The sequence below is a fragment of the Acinetobacter piscicola genome, assembly GCF_002233755.1.
GTDB lineage: Bacteria > Pseudomonadota > Gammaproteobacteria > Pseudomonadales > Moraxellaceae > Acinetobacter > Acinetobacter piscicola.
Map to the genome: position 1 here is coordinate 22,096 of NZ_NIFO01000024.1, position 19,207 is coordinate 41,302.

At 35.1% G+C, this 19,207-nt stretch carries 23 protein-coding genes; 4 read left to right on the forward strand and 19 right to left on the reverse strand.

Features of this window, described 5'->3' with window-relative positions:
* Positions 1 to 52: 52 nt before the first annotated feature.
* The 6 genes from CDA10_RS13955 to CDA10_RS13980 form a co-directional block, all read right to left on the reverse strand.
* Entirely contained in the window at positions 53 to 589 is a 537-nt protein-coding gene (locus tag CDA10_RS13955; protein WP_089606190.1) for a F0F1 ATP synthase subunit delta, read from the reverse strand.
* 11 nt (positions 590 to 600) lie between these two features.
* Positions 601 to 1,071, reverse strand: coding sequence for a F0F1 ATP synthase subunit B (locus tag CDA10_RS13960; protein WP_004723424.1), 471 nt, complete (start codon positions 1,069 to 1,071; stop codon positions 601 to 603).
* Between the two features lie 38 nt (positions 1,072 to 1,109).
* The gene (gene atpE, locus CDA10_RS13965) at positions 1,110 to 1,355 is read right to left on the reverse strand and encodes a F0F1 ATP synthase subunit C (RefSeq protein ID WP_089606191.1); all 246 of its coding nucleotides are present in this window, start codon (positions 1,353 to 1,355) and stop codon (positions 1,110 to 1,112) included.
* Positions 1,356 to 1,438: 83 nt separating this feature from the next.
* Positions 1,439 to 2,314: a F0F1 ATP synthase subunit A gene (gene atpB, locus CDA10_RS13970; RefSeq protein WP_089606192.1), complete on the reverse strand. Its 876-nt coding sequence runs from the start codon at positions 2,312 to 2,314 to the stop codon at positions 1,439 to 1,441.
* 103 nt (positions 2,315 to 2,417) lie between these two features.
* A complete protein-coding gene (locus CDA10_RS13975) occupies positions 2,418 to 2,819 on the reverse strand; it encodes an ATP synthase subunit I (RefSeq protein WP_089606193.1) in 402 nt (133 codons plus the stop codon).
* A gap of 170 nt (positions 2,820 to 2,989) precedes the next feature.
* On the reverse strand, positions 2,990 to 3,832 hold the full coding sequence (locus tag CDA10_RS13980) for a metal ABC transporter substrate-binding protein (protein ID WP_089606194.1): 843 nt from the start codon (positions 3,830 to 3,832) through the stop codon (positions 2,990 to 2,992).
* Between the two features lie 148 nt (positions 3,833 to 3,980).
* Here CDA10_RS13980 and CDA10_RS13985 point away from each other — a divergent pair, with 148 nt between their 5' ends.
* Genes CDA10_RS13985 through znuB form a run of 3 tightly spaced genes read left to right on the forward strand, consistent with a single transcriptional unit; the run spans position 3,981 to position 6,055 of the window.
* Positions 3,981 to 4,478, forward strand: coding sequence for a transcriptional repressor (locus tag CDA10_RS13985; protein WP_089606195.1), 498 nt, complete (start codon positions 3,981 to 3,983; stop codon positions 4,476 to 4,478).
* Positions 4,451 to 5,251, forward strand: coding sequence for a zinc ABC transporter ATP-binding protein ZnuC (gene znuC / locus CDA10_RS13990; protein WP_089606196.1), 801 nt, complete (start codon positions 4,451 to 4,453; stop codon positions 5,249 to 5,251). The genes CDA10_RS13985 and znuC overlap by 28 nt, the downstream gene beginning before the upstream one ends.
* A gap of 3 nt (positions 5,252 to 5,254) precedes the next feature.
* A complete protein-coding gene (znuB, locus tag CDA10_RS13995) occupies positions 5,255 to 6,055 on the forward strand; it encodes a zinc ABC transporter permease subunit ZnuB (protein WP_089606197.1) in 801 nt (266 codons plus the stop codon).
* Between the two features lie 47 nt (positions 6,056 to 6,102).
* Here znuB and CDA10_RS14000 read toward each other — a convergent pair whose 3' ends face one another.
* The 8 genes from CDA10_RS14000 to CDA10_RS14035 form a co-directional block, all read right to left on the reverse strand.
* A complete protein-coding gene (locus CDA10_RS14000; protein ID WP_089606198.1) occupies positions 6,103 to 6,723 on the reverse strand; it encodes a LysE family translocator in 621 nt (206 codons plus the stop codon).
* A gap of 58 nt (positions 6,724 to 6,781) precedes the next feature.
* On the reverse strand, positions 6,782 to 7,402 hold the full coding sequence (locus CDA10_RS14005; protein ID WP_089606199.1) for a LysE family transporter: 621 nt from the start codon (positions 7,400 to 7,402) through the stop codon (positions 6,782 to 6,784).
* Positions 7,403 to 7,478: 76 nt separating this feature from the next.
* Positions 7,479 to 8,096, reverse strand: a complete 618-nt coding sequence (locus CDA10_RS14010; RefSeq protein ID WP_089606200.1) for a hypothetical protein — start codon at positions 8,094 to 8,096, stop codon at positions 7,479 to 7,481.
* A gap of 44 nt (positions 8,097 to 8,140) precedes the next feature.
* Positions 8,141 to 8,848: a hypothetical protein gene (locus tag CDA10_RS14015; protein WP_089606201.1), complete on the reverse strand. Its 708-nt coding sequence runs from the start codon at positions 8,846 to 8,848 to the stop codon at positions 8,141 to 8,143.
* Between the two features lie 85 nt (positions 8,849 to 8,933).
* Positions 8,934 to 9,662, reverse strand: a complete 729-nt coding sequence (locus CDA10_RS14020) for a lysozyme inhibitor LprI family protein (RefSeq protein WP_089606202.1) — start codon at positions 9,660 to 9,662, stop codon at positions 8,934 to 8,936.
* A gap of 47 nt (positions 9,663 to 9,709) precedes the next feature.
* Complete coding sequence (locus CDA10_RS14025; protein ID WP_089606231.1) at positions 9,710 to 10,240, reverse strand: hypothetical protein; 531 nt, start codon at positions 10,238 to 10,240, stop codon at positions 9,710 to 9,712.
* 64 nt (positions 10,241 to 10,304) lie between these two features.
* Positions 10,305 to 10,853 (reverse strand): hypothetical protein, encoded by a 549-nt coding sequence (locus CDA10_RS14030; RefSeq protein WP_089606203.1) that lies wholly within the window; start codon positions 10,851 to 10,853, stop codon positions 10,305 to 10,307.
* Between the two features lie 72 nt (positions 10,854 to 10,925).
* Entirely contained in the window at positions 10,926 to 11,297 is a 372-nt protein-coding gene (locus CDA10_RS14035; protein ID WP_089606204.1) for a hypothetical protein, read from the reverse strand.
* Here CDA10_RS14035 and CDA10_RS16835 point away from each other — a divergent pair.
* On the forward strand, positions 11,271 to 12,152 hold the full coding sequence (locus CDA10_RS16835) for a hypothetical protein (protein WP_157909360.1): 882 nt from the start codon (positions 11,271 to 11,273) through the stop codon (positions 12,150 to 12,152). The two genes, CDA10_RS14035 and CDA10_RS16835, sit on opposite strands and share 27 nt — an antisense overlap.
* A 155-nt stretch (positions 12,153 to 12,307) precedes the next feature.
* On the opposite strand, the gene CDA10_RS16840 is transcribed toward CDA10_RS16835, so the two are convergent.
* The 5 genes from CDA10_RS16840 to CDA10_RS14060 form a co-directional block, all read right to left on the reverse strand.
* On the reverse strand, positions 12,308 to 12,445 hold the full coding sequence (locus CDA10_RS16840) for a hypothetical protein (RefSeq protein WP_157909361.1): 138 nt from the start codon (positions 12,443 to 12,445) through the stop codon (positions 12,308 to 12,310).
* An 88-nt stretch (positions 12,446 to 12,533) separates the two neighbouring features.
* Positions 12,534 to 12,998, reverse strand: a complete 465-nt coding sequence (locus tag CDA10_RS14045) for a hypothetical protein (protein WP_089606206.1) — start codon at positions 12,996 to 12,998, stop codon at positions 12,534 to 12,536.
* A 69-nt stretch (positions 12,999 to 13,067) separates the two neighbouring features.
* On the reverse strand, positions 13,068 to 13,775 hold the full coding sequence (locus tag CDA10_RS14050) for a hypothetical protein (protein WP_089606207.1): 708 nt from the start codon (positions 13,773 to 13,775) through the stop codon (positions 13,068 to 13,070).
* 27 nt (positions 13,776 to 13,802) lie between these two features.
* Entirely contained in the window at positions 13,803 to 15,815 is a 2,013-nt protein-coding gene (locus CDA10_RS14055; RefSeq protein WP_089606208.1) for a peptidoglycan DD-metalloendopeptidase family protein, read from the reverse strand.
* Positions 15,816 to 15,823: 8 nt separating this feature from the next.
* On the reverse strand, positions 15,824 to 19,141 hold the full coding sequence (locus tag CDA10_RS14060; RefSeq protein ID WP_089606209.1) for a type VI secretion system Vgr family protein: 3,318 nt from the start codon (positions 19,139 to 19,141) through the stop codon (positions 15,824 to 15,826).
* Positions 19,142 to 19,207 lie beyond the last annotated feature (66 nt).

Sequence of the window (19,207 nt, forward strand, 5' to 3'; positions counted from 1 at the left end):
TCAATCTTTTTTAAGTTCAGTCTTCATTTACGCAGTAATTATTGATAAACAATTACGCAAGAAGACGAGTCCGCATTTTTTCAAGCTTGCTAAGCGCAGAATCATCTATCACTTGGTCGCCTGCACGAATAACAACACCAGCAATAAGTGCTGGATTGACTTCAACTGTAACTTTCACAGCGCTGTCCAAACGTTTTTCTAACGCATGAGCCAACTTCTGTTCTTGTACTGAATCTAGCGGGAAAGCTGATTCAATTACAACGTCTACAATCTTGTTATTCTGTGATTTGAGTTGCTCGTATTCTGTGTCAATTTCAGGTAACAAAGCCAAACGGCCATTGTCTGCAAGAAGTGTCAAAAAGTTCGACACTGCTGCAGTCTGTTCATTACCTAAAACCTTCGCAAAAAGACCAACCTGCTCAGCAGGTGTCAACTCAGGGCGATTTAAATAAGCGGAGAATGCTTCATCTTGCACCGCAGCACTGAGCAATTGTAATGTGGTTGACCAAGAGTCAACTGCATTTTGCTCAGATGCATAAGCAAATGCTGCTTTAGCGTATGGGCGTGCCAACGTCAAGAATTCAGCCATATTCGCCTCTCTTAAAGTTTAGCAGCCAGCTGATTCAGCATGGCATTATGAGCTTCTGCGTCAACTTGTTGGTTCAGAATTTTCTCTGCACCAGCAACTGCAAGAGCAGCAACTTGTTGACGTAATTCTTCACGAGCAGAATTGATGTCTTGGTCAACAGCATCTTTCGCTTGTTGACGAATACGCTCACCTTCAGCAGATGCTTGAGTACGCGCTTCTTCGACCAATTGTGCCGCACGACGGTTCGCTTGTTCGATCAATTGAGCCGCTTGTGCTTTTGCTGCATCAATTTCTTGCTTAACTTGTGCTTGCGCATCAGCAAGATCAGCTTTCGCTTTCTCTGCAGCGTTTAAGCCATCAGCAATTTTACGCTGACGCTCACTAATCGCATTGATTAGTGGTGGCCATACAAACTTCATACAAAATGCGACGAAAATCGCAAATGCAATCGCTTGGCCAAACAATGTGAGGTTGATATTCATTGCAAATTCCTCAAATAGTGAATTTCGGAATTAGCTGATTAACCTACAAATGGATTAGCGAAGATGAAGAACAAGCCAATACCAACACCGATCATAGGCACAGCATCAAGAAGACCTGCGATTAAGAACATACGAGTTTGAAGTTGTGGAGCTAATTCTGGTTGACGAGCAACAGCTTCAAGGAAGCGACCGCCTAAAAGACCAAAACCAATCGCAGTACCTAAAGCACCAAAAGCGATCAAAATAGCAGCTGCAATCGCAACTAGACCTAAAGTGAGTTCCATGATAATTCCTCAGAGGTTAGGTTTATACCAAATTAAAGTAAAAAAATTATACCTAACCACCCGATGATAGTTAGGCAATACCATTAATGTTTTTCGCTTGCCATGCTCAAGTATACGATTGTAAGCATCATGAAAATGAAGGCTTGCAACGTGATAACAAGAATGTGGAAGATAGCCCAAGGCACAGACAACGCCCACTGGATCCAGAAAGGTAACAAAGCGATAAGGATGAAGATTAACTCACCCGCATACATGTTACCGAATAGTCGGAGCGCCAATGAAATTGGACGTGCAAGGAATGTTACTAATTCTAGAATTAAGTTCACTGGAATTAATAACGCTTTTGCAACTGGGTTACTTGGGTTAAATGGGTTAAGTGCCAATTCACCGACGAAACCGCCGATACCTTTTTCACGAATACTATAGAACAAGATTAGCGCAAATACAGACAATGACATACCTAGGGTAATGTTAGGGTCTGTAGATGGAACAACCTTGAAGTAAACGTGGTGTGGATCCATACCAAATACGTTTGAACCAATAACTCCTGCAAGATATGGAATGAAATCTACTGGAAGTAAATCCATCGCATTCATGAGGAAAATCCACACAAAAATTGTGAGGGCTAAAGGCGCAATTAAACGTGATTTGCCATGAAACGTATCACGAACACTTGAGTCAACAAACTCGATAATCATTTCGATTGCAGACTGGAACTTGGTAGGAACACCAGAGTTTGCAGCTTTCGCTACACACCAGAAAATCAAACAGAAAATCAAACCAAGGCCAATTGACCAACCCATTGAATCCAAGTGAATAGCAGTGAACCCCATCTGTTGAGCTTCTGCACCATTCTCAGCCAATTTCCAAGTACCGTCTGGCATTTTGCCATAGGTCATGTTGGTCAAGTGATGCTTGATATACTCGGTCGAAGTCAGGGCATGTTCTTCAGCAGCCATAAATCACACCTGGTCAATGTCAAATAATAAATAGAGTTAACGAATATCGCGTGCTGCATGATATCTCGTTAATCCCCAAAAAAATTTTCAATTTCTGCTGCGCTTATACTCGTTTTTTTTGTTGCCGTGCCACCCAAAAAGGAGCGACCCACGACATTGTTTGAACGAGAATAAAACCACAAAACAATGCAACCGGGGATAACGGCTTAACATTGCTTAAAATTAAAATGAAACCAACGATCACAATTGTAAACTTGCCCATCAAGCCTCTATACATGTTCGAAAGAACTTGTTTTGAAGCACGTGCCCCTGCTGCTCGAAACGACTGCCAAGAAAAATAACAACTGGCGAGCCAACATATAAGTGCACCTAAAGTTGCACTCAAAGCCGCAGTCGAGTCTTTCAAGACCCACGCTATCAAGGCTGAAACAGGAATCATTAACGCTTGTAAATAGACCAAAGCTTTTGCTAATCGTCGGTCAATCAAGCGATTAGTTTGGCTCATTTTTTATCCACTCACAGCACAAATGCTTGACAAGTTTAGCTGATGATCGTTTTTAATCGCAGGCATTATAGAGTTACACCCCTGAACATGCAATCTTTTCCCGACCTTAGTCGTGTTTTTTTAAAATGCAGGTTGCTTTTCATATAAACAATTGTTGATTATTTTTTAAATCATTTCCGTGCATTAAGTACGCAAGCTTGTGTTTCTTGTGCCAAAGTTTGCCATGCAACCACAAAATCTTGTTGTTTTGCCAAGGTTTCATCAACGGATTGAAATGCGATTGCACCTAATTTTCGGTATTGACTTGGGCTCGCACTCGACTCTGCCAATAAGCACATTTTTTTGTACGGACGCGTATCATTTAAAAACTTAATCTGGGCAACTGTCGGCGCAATATGCGGATCATCCGTCAATGCACCTGCAAACTTCAAATTTAATGAGCGTTCTAAGTATTGATATGCATCATGATATGCCCAATAAGGACGAGCTGCGCCTGCACCAGTAACTTTTTGTGAAGCGAATAACATTTCTTTGGCAAAGTTTTTTGCATTATTCCAATACGTAGTTTTATTTTCAGGATATTGCTGTGAACGTAATGCCGCTATAAAAAACCCGATACGTACTGCATTGTTGGGATCTAACCAAACATGCGTATCAACCGTATCTTTTAACGCTATACCACGCGTACTGCGCAAAGGCAAAGCTTGGATAATGCCTGAATCCAAGATAGAAAAGGCTTTTGCATTGCCTCCCAATACTTTCTCAAGCGGTGCTTCATGCTCTTTACCCACCCAAATCACCAAAGAAGCATCCATAATCGTTTTACGATTTGATGGTGTGAGTTGTACATCGTGACCTGTTTGATTGCCTAATAGAAGTACAGGTTCTTCAACACCTTGCGTAATTTCTTTTGCAATGAGGTAAATAGGATGAGTTGATACCACCAATGGTGCCTGAGCCCATGTAACACTAAAAAATAGCGCACATAAACAAAAAGCAATAATGCGATTCATGAAAATGTATTACCGGAAAAATTTATGTTATTATTGTTATAATATAACAAAAGCTAAAAATTGCCTATGCTATTCGTAAGTTGATTGTGCTTCATGTTAATATCCACGATTCCCGTCATTATCCAAATAACAAGTCCTGAGGTCTGATATGAGCGTTTGTTCACACGAACACCATGACACTTTACATGGTGTGCATGATCATCTAAATGTAGAAGCTCGTCTATCAGAAGCAGAAAACCTATGTGCAACCTCTGGTGCGCGTCTTACACCTTTGCGTAAAGAAGTGCTTGAGTTAATTTTGAATGCTACGGGGCCTGTCGGTGCTTATGATCTCTTGGCAAAAATGAAAGGCGCTTCAGAGCGCCCTGCTGCCCCACCTACTGTTTATAGAACGTTAGATTTCCTTTTGGAAAAAGGTTTTATTCACCGTTTAACCTCGATTAATGCCTATATCCCATGTTGTCACCCTCGTGAAGGACATCAAGCCGCTTTTCTTATTTGTACAAGCTGTCATATTGTTAAAGAAGCTTCTGCAAAAGGTCTAATTCAACAACTTGACCAGCTTTCAGATTCGGATGGGTTTAAAGCACACCACAGTATTATTGAGATTTCAGGAATATGCCAGCAGTGCTCGAACAAGGTGTAAGTCCCACATTAGTTCAATTGCAACATATTAATGTACGCATCGATGAACGTGACATTTTAAAAAATATCGATTTTTCTTTACAAGAGAAAGAAATTGTCACGCTAATTGGCCCCAATGGCGCAGGGAAATCCACATTAATTAAAGTCTTATTGGGTATTTTAAAACCCAACTCAGGCAAAATTATCAGCCAGAAAAAGTTAAAACTGGCTTACGTCCCTCAAAAGTTTAATCCATCTCATAGCTTACCGTTGCGCGTCAAAGATTTACTTGATCTTGAAAAATGCGACAAAACGATTAAATCAGAGATTATTCGAGATACAGGCATTGCCAAACTCGAAAATTCTAAAGTGCAACAACTTTCAGGTGGCGAACGGCAACGGGTTTTATTAGCACGTGCATTATTACGTCAACCTGATATTTTAGTCCTCGATGAACCCATGCAAGGTTTGGATATTCAATCCGAAGCTGAATTGTATAGTTATGTCCGTAGCTTACCTGAACGCTATGGTTGTTCAATTTTGATCGTTTCCCATGATCTACAATGGGTGATGCAAGGTACGCAACGTGTGGTGTGTTTAAATAAGCATATTTGTTGTAGTGGTCTACCCGATAGTATTCAACAACATCCTGAATACCAAGCCTTATTTGGCGATACTTATGCAACACAGCGGGCTTTTTACCAACATCACCATGATCATTGCGCACATGGTGATGCTGCGAAAACTTGCGAACATGATCCACGTCCACACATTCACCCTGAACCGGAAGCTTAAACCATGATGGAATGGTTAGAATTACTATTACCTGCATGGATCATGGGTACACTTTTAGTGTTTCTCACCGCACCTTTAGGCTGTTTAATGTTGTGGCGTAGAATGTCGTTCTTCGCAGATACCATGGCACACGGTACATTGCTTGGCGTGGCACTTGCTGCGGTGCTCAGTTTACCACTTTGGCTTGGCGTGACGTTTACTGCGATTTTATTGGTCGCTATTCTTTGGGTTTTACATGACCCCCGTCTTCCCAATGATGCCTTGTTGGCGCTGTGTTCTGCGACCTTGCTGTGTTCTGGTTTATTATTGATTCAGCATTTACCTGCTTTACGTCCAGAATTACTCAGTTATTTGTTTGGTGATTTACTCACCATAGAATGGTCTGATTTACCGACCTTTGCAGCAGTCATTATTGGCGCATTGGCGATACTCTATAAGTATTGGCAAGCGCAGATTCAGATTGCGATTGACCCTGATATTGCAGTCAGTGAAGGGGTTGATGCGAAATGGCAACGTTTAATTTTTATGTTGCTTTTGGCTTTATTTACCGTTTTAGCATTACGTGCTGTCGGATCATTGTTAATGGGTGCTTTACTGGTCATTCCAGCTTTAACTTCCCGTTTAATTTCACACTCACCTCAGCAGATGGTTCTCAATGCGTTTATCGTTGCACAAATAGGTGTAACTGTAGGTTTATGGTCAAGTGCCGCACTGAATATTTCAACAGGTTTAAGTATTGTATTGTGTATGTCGTTACTTTTTACTGTGACTTTCTGTGTAATGAAAATGAAAAAGGCCGCTTAAACGACGACCTTCTTTCAAATAGACAACGTTTCATTTCATACTGAATACTAGAAAATATTCTGTAGTGAAATATATAAACCGTAGGCAGCAATAAATACTAGAACAGCCCCACATAATGCTAAAATTTTTGGATAAATTCGGCTTTTAGACAATTTATTAAAAGACAGATAAACCACAGATAAGGTTAGAAAATCTAAAATAATCCACGCAATCACTAAAATAGACAGACTGATATTGATATCCGAATGAATGCCAATAAATTGTGGAAAAAATGAAGAAAAGAAAATGATATCTTTTGGATTTGAAATACCGACGAGGAACCCTTTTACTAAGCCACCATCGATGGGAGATAATACCGTGGTTAAGGGCTGATCCTTTTGAAATAATGCTTCTTTTAAAATCTGATAGCCCAAATAACCAATATAGAGACAACCTAAAACTTTAATCAAAACAAAGAGTGTTTCATTTACACTCAGCATGCCTTTTAAAATTAGAATAGAAGCAGCAATCAAGACCAAAGATGCAAGGTTTGTCCCCACGATTGTTTGTAAGGATTTACGATACCCGCCTTTCAAACCCGCACTTGCAACTAAAATCATGACAGGCCCAGGTGTTGCGATCATCACAATGACACTGATCACATAGAGATAAAATTCTAGATAATTCAAATTATTTCCTTTGCTTATATTTTATTTTCAAGCAAGCTGATCTTACCTATTTTCACACTTATTGATGCACCAAACTCAACAGCACAGCCGCACAACTAAAGAGTACAGCAAAGGTTCGATTCATATATTTTTGTTGCTTTGGTGATTTTAGCAATCTTAAAACTTTGGCAGCCAAACCTGTATAACCTGCCATTACAATCAAATCTACCGTTACCATCGTGATTGCCATGATCACATATTGAATCCATTGTGGTTTCGATAAATCCAAAAATTGCGGTAAAACCGCCAAAAGAAAAACTATCGCCTTAGGATTGCTGATATTCACAATAAAGCCATAAGCGATCAATTTTGGAATCGACTTTGTCGGTTGTTCTTTTTGAATATCAATCGATTGTGTTTTTGCTGTCCATTGCAAATATGCGAGATAAAGTAAGTACAAAACCCCAAACCATTTCACAACCAAGAAAGCCCAAGGTGTCGTTGCAAATAGAACACCCACTCCTGCCGCCACGATTGCAATTTGTAGCAATAATGCCAGTTGTAGGCCGATAGCATTCCAATAGCCTCTACGGAAACCGTAGTTTAGACCACTCGACATAGATGCAATTGCACCTGCACCAGGTGAGATACTGATCACCCAGCAGGCCAACATGTAGGCAAACCAGACTTGATATGACATAGCTAAAACGAAGAAATTTTAAAAATGCATTATAGCGATTTTAATACGTTACTTTTCGATTAATTTGAGGGTTGATTCAGTTGATCTGTTTGAAATAAACCTTTTTGCCTTCAGAGCAGGCCCCATAAAATATCCCATAAAAATTATCTTTTACGGAAGGATTATTCAGATAGCTATTACATTCTAAAACTAAATCATTCGCGATTTTCTTAAAAACTATTTTTTGCTTTTGATAATATGGAGCACTTTCATAATGATCCTCTAAATAATACAAGCCTAATTTAAAGTTCTTTGATTCAGCTTGTTTGTTTGCATATCCATTTTTTATAAAATCTATTCCACCCAAAGCTAAGTAAATTTTATCAATCTCTAGATTTAACTCACGCTCATTATTATTCGTTAGTTTTTGCGCGTTGGCCCATCCAACTTGAACATCCTCACTATAAATATTTTTATAGTATAAATAGAAATCACCACCATGATCTTTGATATAGAATTCATCATGCGCAGGTTGAAGCTTTTTAAAAAGATAATGATCTGCATTTTTTGTAGGGGTAAAACTTTTACACTTCCCAGAACTTTCACAAATTTGATATGAAAAATATAACTTTGTATGACTTGACTTAGGCTGAGCCGCTTCGGTTGCACATACAAACATCAAACCAATCAAAAATAAAAAAATTCTGCTTACCATTAAACACCCCTCCTATACGTATGACCTTCACCTTGGAAGATCCGCTAAATCAAATTTTTTAAAAGCACATATCCTATTTGATCATTCCCTTTATAACTAACTTTTATGTATAAATCTTTTTTTATTTCAATAATTTCATGCAAAATCAATACATCTCCTTTTATAAAATAAGATTTCTTTTTCTTAAAGTTATCATTATATAAATACAACCTATCCACACGAACGTTAAATGATTTTATTTTCTTGTTTGAATTATCTTCTAGCTGAAATTTCTTCATTCTATTATCAAAAATAGTGCTTAGATTAATATTCTCATCTAGCGTTTTTATTTCCTCACTTAAATGATATCTATTATTTTTTAGTGTATATATTTTAGTATAACGAATAGCTCCATCTTTAAATCTTTCAACAATTTTACCCTCATTTGAAAAGAACTCAGGATCATACAATGAACTAAGATAGAAATTAACAGCCTTTTTATCAGTAATTTCAAATATTTTGTGTTCTCCACTTGGATTACAATCTTCTGTATGATTAACAACCAAATATTTTCTTTCATCATTAGTTAAATGCTCTATTGAAAAAGCATCTTTATCAAAACAATAATTCGAATCTTCAAATAGGAATATTTTAGAATTATTACTTTTAAAATAAACTTTATGATTCTCTTTTACTAACGTCTCACTAGACCAAGATAAAGATGAGTAGATAATTAATAATATTATTAGTACAGTTTTTCTATTTAAAATCATATAGAATTTCTTCTCACATTTTACTCCAACTTATCAGATGAATATTTTTATAAATTTTCAAAAAAAAACATTAAGCTTTCAATACTCATTCTTCTGAATCAGAACAATCAAGCTTTTTAACCTTCATATCTATATCAGTAGTATAATTAATTGAAAAATTTAAATTTATCAAATCATCTTTTCTAAAAACTATTGGTACAATATTCCAAACATTTTTTCCATTTGTAACAAATGATAAATTAAACTCTGAGACACCATTATTATTTGTATCAATCTGATATTCTACAGAAAATTCGCTTATTTTTTTTCCAACAATTTTGTATATTCGTGGTGTTTTTAATTTATCATCACATGCTTGATATACATATATTTTATCTTTTAAAATTTTTATCATGCTCTCGCTACACCAACAGCCTCCTACCTCTAATTTTTTCCCTATACCATCTGTGTACCTAAAAGGTCTTATTAAACTATTTTCCAGATTTTCAAAGTTTAAATAGCTTTTTTTCAAATCCTGCACTTTTATATAATTGCTATCACTTAAACACTTATAATTTTCGACATTAGGATTTTTGCCATCAAATTGACACTTCAAATTTCTATTTTTCAACCACGCTCGCTGAATATCAACTAAATACTTTAGCTCAGGCTGATTATCTCGAATATAATTTTTTATATCCAAATATTTTTTATTCAAATCCTGTTCACTATTTGCATAAATAGCTTTTTCACCTATTTTTTGCTGTTTTGAACCCATCGTATTCGAACATACAATTAAAGCGCTTATAAAAATTAAGATATAAATATTTTTCATGAATGAGTGCTCATAATGATGCGCTATCTAAAAATAGTGTGAAGTTTTCAAGCACAACCTTCCATTAATACTAAATCCTGATTACCTACACTTATAGAAATAATTTTTTGGCTTTCAATATCATATCTAGTTCCGATCTTTTCATTATCATCATTCCAAAAAATAATAGAATATTCATTTTTTGGATCCCCATATGGGTTTTCTATTTTTTTAAACTTTTTAGATTTATGCTTTAAATAAATCATTTTTTCATCATCACCAATTTTGACACCAGTATATGATGACCTACCATTTTTCATTGAAGAAATTACCGAAATTTGATCATTCATTATTTGAAAATCAACATCGTTATCTGCTGATTTTTTCTGAGCCATGAAGCAATCATCAATACGACTATCACTTATCTCAACTAGCTTAGAAGAAAATTTATCATTAATATTAATATTAATATCATTAAAACCATACATACCAAAATCCGTATTAAGCACCTCTTTTCTATTTTGATTATCTGTTTCAAAACCCTTCGAGCAAGATACTAGTACTAAAATAGATAAAATTAAAAGAATTGTTGCTTTCATATTAAATACTCTTAGCAATTGATAAAAATTATGAAAATATACGTAATTATTATTCATACCTGTCTTAGACTTCATCATACCCTAAATTTTCTATATTAAACTTAAAGTTCCTCTTTTCACTACTAGGCTCATTTCCTACACATTTCATTTCTTCTATTTTACTTAAATCAGCATTAAGTAAAAAACTTTGAATACAATAATTTTTCAACTTTTTCTCATTAATATTTTGAAATCTTTTAACTTCATCTTCTAGAATTGGAAATTTTCCTCCCATAACTATAAATATAGTATTTTGATAATTTTTCTTTTTATTCTCTCCACCAGATAAAAATATAACTTGTGCAGGACCTGCTCCTTCATAATTGTTAAAATTAACAGCAACTAGTGCAAGTAAGTATTCTTTACCTGCTATTTTCTTCTTCATAGTTTGGAGAATTCGAACTTCATCCTCACCCGAATAAAATAACTTTAAATCATTCCTACTAAATTCATATTTACTTAAATCAATAAAATTATTATTTATAAATAATGAATCTGATTTAAAAGGAAATTTTATTTCAGCATATGTATCTATGGATAGAAATAAAAATACAACCCATATATATCTTTTCATTTAAAATCTCCACACGTTTCTATAAATGAAATTTTATTATTTATTTATCTATTAAAATTTTGATTTTAAAAACTATAAGCAACCTTCTTGAAATCTAAGCTCACCTAGCTCACCATAATAGACTTCAAATACCTTATCACCCACAATATGAAACTTTACACCATTAACTTCATCTATTTTACTTATTAAATAATAAGAATTTTCATCATACTCATCATTAATATGTTCAAAATTTTTAAACTTTGTTTTTACCTCCTTAGAAGTAGCATTCACAAACCTAGAACGCCTATACATTGCAGATGAGATTATATCATTAACAATGATATAATCTATAGTTTCATCTTTACTTTCCGCATAAAAACAACCATCAACACCCTTAGTACTTTTATCTATTTTAATTTTATTTTCTTTTTCTAGTTGCTTATAATTACTACCAATATTCATTTTCAAAAATTCATTCTGAGTATTCTGAGTATTCTGAGTATTCTGAGTATTCTGAGTATTCTGAGTATTCTGAGTATTCTGAGTATTCTGAGTATTCTGAGTATTCTGAGTATTCTGAGTATTCTGAGTATTCTGAGTATTCTGAGTATTCTGAGTATTCTGAGTATTCTGAGTATTCTGAGTATTCTGAGTATTCTGAGTATTCTGAGTATTCTGAGTATTCTGAGTATTCTGAGTATTCTGAGTATTCTGAGTATTCTGAGTATTCTGAGTATTCTGAGTATTCTGAGTATTCTGAGTATTCTGAGTATTCTGAGTATTCTGAGTATTCTGAGTATTCTGAGTATTCTGAGTATTCTGAGTATTCTGAGTATTCTGAGTATTCTGAGTATTCTGAGTATTCTGAGTATTCTGAGTATTCTGAGTATTCTGAGTATTCTGAGTATTCTGAGTATTCTGAGTATTCTGAGTATTCTGAGTATTCTGAGTATTCTGAGTATTCTGAGTATTCTGAGTATTCTGAGTATTCTGAGTATTCTGAGTATTCTGAGTATTCTGAGTATTCTGAGTATTCTGAGTATTCTGAGTATTCTGAGTATTCTGAGTATTCTGAGTATTCTGAGTATTCTGAGTATTCTGAGTATTCTGAGTATTCTGAGTATTCTGAGTATTCTGAGTATTCTGAGTATTCTGAGTATTCTGAGTATTCTGAGTATTCTGAGTATTCTGAGTATTCTGAGTATTCTGAGTATTCTGAGTATTCTGAGTATTCTGAGTATTCTGAGTATTCTGAGTATTCTGAGTATTCTGAGTATTCTGAGTATTCTGAGTATTAAAACCGCACCCAACAAATAAAAACGCATATATATAAATTAATAAAAACCTCATATTAGATATCCTATAGACTTGGTATACATGTTCCAATATGTAAATGATGATAATAACCAGGAGCAAAATTTATTCCTAATATTTTGGGTTTTCTACTATTCCCATCTTGGGTATAAAAAGCTTTAGATCCGAACTTTTAGATCAATTTTCTTTTGTTCATTCCAATACTTTAAACATTGTTGGGTATTATCATCTACTGCATATAAACTCACACTACTCATTAGAACCATAAATGCTACTGTTTTCTTTATAAATTTCATAATTAACGTCCAAACACCAATTATTTCTATCAAAACTGTAGCTCACCATCTCAATAAAACTTAAAATATAGATTTTAAGATATCAATTTTATGGTGCATTAGAATTTCGTATCTCTAAAATTTCATTACAATCTAGAGAGTTTGAATAAACGAAGATTCGTTGTTCTTGATTCTCCAATAAAATTGCATCCTTATCTGCACCAAAAGCATTTTTAGAAACATCACATTTATAAGATGGTAACTTAAAATCTTTTACAACTTCACATTTTGGCTCAGCAGTGGACTCATCAAAGCCATACCATTCTGTAATATTTTGATTTGAACAAGAAATTTGAACTGCTTGATTACTTTCTCTCGTTGTAACTGTCTTATCCACAGCTTCCGTTGTTTCACCTACTACCAAAGCTTCACTTGTACCAGTAGGTTGTTGTATTTGTACTTTGGTATCCATTACATTTGGTTCATTATTTGAACTGTTTTGTATTTTATTCTGGCTTTTATCACTACATGCAATTAAAGCGCTTATAAAAATTAAGATATAAATATTATTCATGAATGAGTGCTCATAATGATGCGCTATCTAAAAATCACGTAAGATCAACTAGATTAGCTTTCTCATAGCTTACTTACTAGCGCTATCCAATTCTGCTGAAGATAGCCCTACATTTTCACAACCTAATGTTGCTGAGATACACTTTAAAGAATTATTTAAATCAACTTTAAATGTACCAATCTTTCCATTTTTCGCATATTTAATATTTGCCAAATAAGTATAAATTCCTTTTTTAGAATTAAATGTAAATTGATCACCAGTTAATAAATCTACATCCCCACCATATAAATCTGAATCAGATAATAGAACTGTAATTTTAGAAAAATTATTTGAATCAAAATTATAAATATAAGTAGTTACTTCAGAAGTACTATACGGACTCTTAATATAATCAATAGTACTAAACTCTCTAACTCTAAAAGCAACTATATTCTTATAATTGTACAATAATGCAAAATCCACATCAGACTTCAAGGTAGTAGTTGTTTTAAAAACATTATAAACTTTATTGTTGTTTAAAATCTGAACACCATATTTTTTTAAAGTATATTTCACTCCATTTTTATTTTTTTCGATATTCCCAAAATCTGTCAATCGTATCTTCTTTTTAGGGCTAATGACTGTATATTTGTTATATTTATCAATAAATTCTATTGGTGAATTTATTTGGATTGCATCTTGCATATAGTCATCCCAACTATTACTTGTTTTCGCAAATCCAGAAGAAATAATTAGATTAAGACCAAGTAGTAAAATTAAAGCTTTAATATTTTTCATGAGTCGTCTACTATCAAGTATTTAAAATTAATATGGTAAATTTGCATCAATAAATGGAATAGGATCAATTCTTCCAGCTAAACCTTTACCTAACACTGGTTCACTCCTAGCTTCAAAATGTAAATGTCCACCTTTAGCAATAGTGTTCATTCCCTTAGCATTACCAGTATCCCCAGTTTTACCAATGACATCACCTACATCAACAGGAGTTTTCTTTTCAACACTAATAACGGATAAATGTGCATAAAAGAAGTAGACAAATGTACTTTGTGATAATTTACTTTGCGCATATTTTTTCTGTTTCGCTGGTAAATCATTTATATTTACTTTTAAAACAACAATTTTACCATATGCTCCAGTTGTTGCCTCAGCTACCTCAATCATGCCACCACAAACTGCATAAAGCTCTTCCCCTGGATTAGCTTGTAAATCTACTCCTTGATGGTTCTTTGTTTCATTACTTCTAACCTTGCCAAATGTCGCTCCTTTTGCATTTGCCAATCCAGCAGTTCTTAATTTACAACTTGCTAATGGGTTATGCCAACTATCCGCACCTCCAATTATTTCTTGTTCAACCTTTTGTCGCGTAGAAGGTGATATTGTAGGTTTTGATGGATCAGTAGTTTTTTTAGGTTGACTAGTTTGCGGTTTAGGTGCGGGCATTGCTACAGATTGCCCTTTAAGTAACTTAATCGTTTCATCCATGCTGATATTAATTTTTGAAGTTTTCTCTTTATTAACCATGTAATTATATATATCAATATGTCCATCAATATAGTTTCGTAGCCACGCACCATATGCTGCTTTAGCATTACTAAATCGTTTTAAAAAATTAGAAGCTTGCTTATGTCCTTTTTTACCAAATTGAGTAAATAAGAGCTTATGAGCACGTTCTTCACTCAAGGTATTCAAGACAAAATTTTTCCCACCAGTCGAACCTTCATGGTGTAATAAATATGCAAATTTTGCCATCGAACTAGGTTCAGTTAAATTTTGGTAAGGTAAACCCGAAGCTTTAAAGTTACTAACTGCATAAGCTGCTGCTGCGTCAATAGCCATTTCAGCGTTGAAGCGTAAATTCAATTTTTGTAATTCAGATAATTTTGGGTTTGCTAATACATATTGCCCCACTAAAGAAGTTTTATCTTTACACATCGCTAGCCAAGTCCCATCTAAAAACTGTGTCAACCCAGCTGCTGAACTTGAATCAGCTTTACTATTTACATTCCACTCCCCTGTTTTTCTTATTTTTGCTGCCTCAGCATCAATTACTGCTGCTAATGCATGTGGTGTAAAACCATGTCGTTTAGCGGCACTAATTATATGTCGCCTATATTTATTATTTACTGGTTTTAATAGAAAATTGTCCTCCGTAAATTGAGAAGCAATAATATGGGTACTATTACCATTGTCAGTTCTTTTTTGTTCCTTTTTTTCTGAAGGAACCTGAGTTAATACTTTATTAGCTTTAGATGGACTGTTTGAAGAACCCAAAGCACCACCTATTCCCTCAAGAAATAATCGACCTTCTACTTTTAAATCATTTAATATGCTAGTAATAGAATATTGAGGAACACCTTTTTCACCATAATGATTTCCTTCAACCTTTATTTTCCGAGATGTCAATTTCAAAACTTTCTTACCAACTGGCAAGCTTTTGTGATTTGCTATTAAATCAAAAGTTCCATTAACATTTTTATAATAAACTTTTAGCCCCTTAGAATGGTCACCAATTAAAATATTCTCAAAAACACCATTTTTGGTCGTTTTTGTTATTTTCTTCCCATCAAATTCAAGCTGAATTGTAGCTGATAAAATTGGTTTAAAGGCCAAATCTAAAATGATAATTTTTAATTGTGTTTCATGTTCATCATCGCCATTCAAATCTGCTTTTAAATGTATTTTTTGTCCTATCTTTAAATTATGAATTTTTTTACCATGTAAAGAATTTATTTTTGCTAACTCTTTAACAGTAGTGTGGTATTTTTTGGAAATACCCCAAAGTGTATCACCAGCCTTAATAATATAAATATTTGACATAAATTTACCTATTCTTTTTCACTATCTAATTCAATTTGTATTCCATGCTCTCCAATATCAAAATCATCCTCATTTTCTTCATCAAACTGATCTTCATCTTCAAAAATACTTGACCAGCCATCAAAACCAATCAAAGCCTCATAGCGCTTAGATTCACTTTGTATAGATAGTTCACTTCTACCGTTAGAATTAGTGACTCCTTCCCAAATAATTTCTTTATTTTCAGGATCAAACATTTGAATTTTTGCATTTTCAATTCCCGAGCCAGCCAAACTTGAGAATAAAAAATCAACGACATATGGTCCAGCCTTAGGTAACTCAGGCACGTCATAAAATACCTTTGCCCCACTTTCAAATACATGCTGTCCACTTTTAATTTTGAAATAACCACCAGTATTAATAAAAATACCATCTTTATTAATAATCAGTTGTGAGCCACCAGCCTTAAGGTCTATCTCTTGTGTGCTTATCATTTCAATCTTGCCTTCAGTCGTAATCAGCTTAATGACTTTTTTTGCAATCATTTCAATCAAATCGTCATGAGCATGTACCTTGACTGGACCTTTGGCTGCATAAGCACTTATACCTTTTTCAGCCGCAAACAAACTCAGCCTCTCCAGCGCATGAGCCACTATATTCTTCTGTGCACTTAAATTAATCGAACCTTGAGCACTTTCAGCAATATCTTGAGAAGCTTGTAAAATGATGTCTTCTGGTGTGGTTAAAGCAATACCATTGGGAGAAGCCAATAACATCAACGCTTGACGGAAAATCTTGCCTTGTGCTTGATCCTTTTCATCATCACTATTCTCTAAATCTTGGGTATATCCATCCATAAAACCCTGTAAAGAATTGAGCGCCTGCATTGGATTAACATCCAATTTACTGCCTTTGCTAAATGTTCCACATGGGCTCATCACATCAAAATCTTTGATTTCAACATGGGTAATGACTTTACCTAAGGCTTTTAATCCAGCAAAAGGGTCAGAATCTAATTGGTCTTTTAAACCCGTAAGTTTGACCTTTAACAGGTCTGAACCATGTTCTTCCATGTTTCCAATAAAAGCTTTTAAGTTATCAACAGACTCTGTTGCTTCATCAAAAAAATCTTTAAATTCATCGACAATATTTTCAGAGTCCGTGCCAAATTTTTGAATATCATCAATAAAGCCACCACAGTCCTTCAAAGCTGAAATTGGATCGCGACTCACCGCATTTTTAAATAATCCAACAGTTGCTTGAAGCGCTTGATTAGCACCTTTCAACTCTAAAGAATTGATCAGTTTTGGCAGTCGATTCAATACATTCAACGCATCAGTTTGCTGCTTTGCTGCAATTTCACTGAGCATATTCATGCTATCAGCACCTTGTTTCAGTAAAGATTGAGCTTGTGCTGCTTCCAAATGCTCAGCAAGTGCATTTTCCTGCGCATAGGTGCTAATCAGCATTCCTTTGCCAGCTCGCACTGCACCATAAGCATCCGTACGCAATTCAAAACCTTCACCACGACCATCACTACTTGCTTTATCTTTCGGATGGCTTAGATTTCCCAAATTCAATTGAGTCGCTGCATGACTACTCTGCAACTGAGCACTGATCTGTCCTGTAGTATCATCAAAACGAAGTTGATTAAAACCTGAGCCATTCACTTCTGAAGAACGAATACCGCTGAGCTTTTTGGTATCAGGGAGCTGCCCCTTGCCATCGAACTTCGTTTGATAACGCTCTGCTTCATGCAAACGTCCCACCACAAATGGTCGGTCTACATTGCCATCAAAGAAATCAATCACAACGATTTCACCTATACGAGGATGAAACCTTGTGCCATAACCTTCGCCCGCCCATGGCGTCAGTACATCGACCCAAGCAGAATCTGTATCATTGTCATTAGAGCCTGCACCACAATCGTGCCAGTTGTCATCTGTACGAGTAAATAAAAAACGAACTTTAATACGTCCCCATTGGTCTACATAAATCGTTTCACCTTCTGGTCCGACGACTTTGGCACGTTGTGGAAATACTGCAGGACGGTGAACTAAAGGATTGTACTCAGGAACGATTGGAATTTTACGACGTACCAAAGACAACTCATTGGCCTGTCGCTGATCTTTGATTAAATGATTCCAATAGCTCAAATTGAGTAATTTGGAGAGCTGATCATATAGTTCTTTTGGTAAATTATTTTGGTTATAAAATGTCTTACCTGTGATTAAAAACTCTCGATCAGAAGACTCATGTTGATCTATTTCAGGATGCTCTTTGAGCTCAAACCAATAACCGACCTGCGCATCTCGGACTGAACTGATTGCAGTAAAATATTTGGATTGCAATTCTTGGTATTGGGTGAGTTGAGTATTTAGTTTATCCAATTGTACAGAGCTTGACCTCGTCGTTTGATCTTCACCGTTGAGATCACTCGTCCATGCAGGGCTAAGTGTCCATGCTTGTTCTAGACTTAAGGTCTCATTGTCTTGTTGTTCACTGTGTTGATGATGACTCAACGTTGTATAGGTTTGATCTTGAAGTAAATAATCCGCTTGCCAACGCTGAACCTGAATCGCTGTAGATTGAATTGAACGTTGTGCGATTAAACTGGTAATCGTGTCAAACCGTTCAGTCGCATGACTGCGATGAAAGCGAATATTTCGTCTTGGCATCGCCTTATATTGTGAATTATCATCAATTAAACGTAATTTCTGAGCTTGAATTTGAGCTGCAGAAATAGGAACAATAGAAGCTGACTCATCAATAAGCCAGCTCAAACCCTCACTCCGCCAAAGACGTGTTAAAAGTTGATGGTCGGTTTCATTTATCTGTACAATCAACGGCCGTATATCATAGTCTTTCCTTAAGCCACTACAATCTAGACTTAAGCTTGATGCAAATAATGCGCTTTTCGTTTGCCATTCTTTGAATAAAATTTCTGAAATTTCCACCACACTTTTATTCATAAAAACGCGGCTATTACGACGTTTATGCCATAAGCTTGTTGCATCTTCGAGTGTGATCTTATAAACAGTTAAAGCACCATCACTTTGACCTTGACTCGCTCCCGTCACAATCCCCGTTGTTCGATACAACTCACCAAAATCTGTCACTTGATCTACAGCAACTTGGCAACCAATAAATTGTTTTAACGCAATATTTGCATTGGTCGAAAGACACAGTAATTCTGCCTTCAAACCTTGATTGATGTGCTGCGTACCTTGGATACATTGTAAAAACACATTGGCATTGAGTACTGGGTTTGAAAATTGAACATGAATTGCCCTTTTTTGCATTCCTAAGCCAAAACGTTCTAATAAGATATTAATATTTCTAAGCATTTTAATTATTAATGGTAAATTATATTTGTAGCCATATTAAATAATAAAAAATCAAAACACAAATGA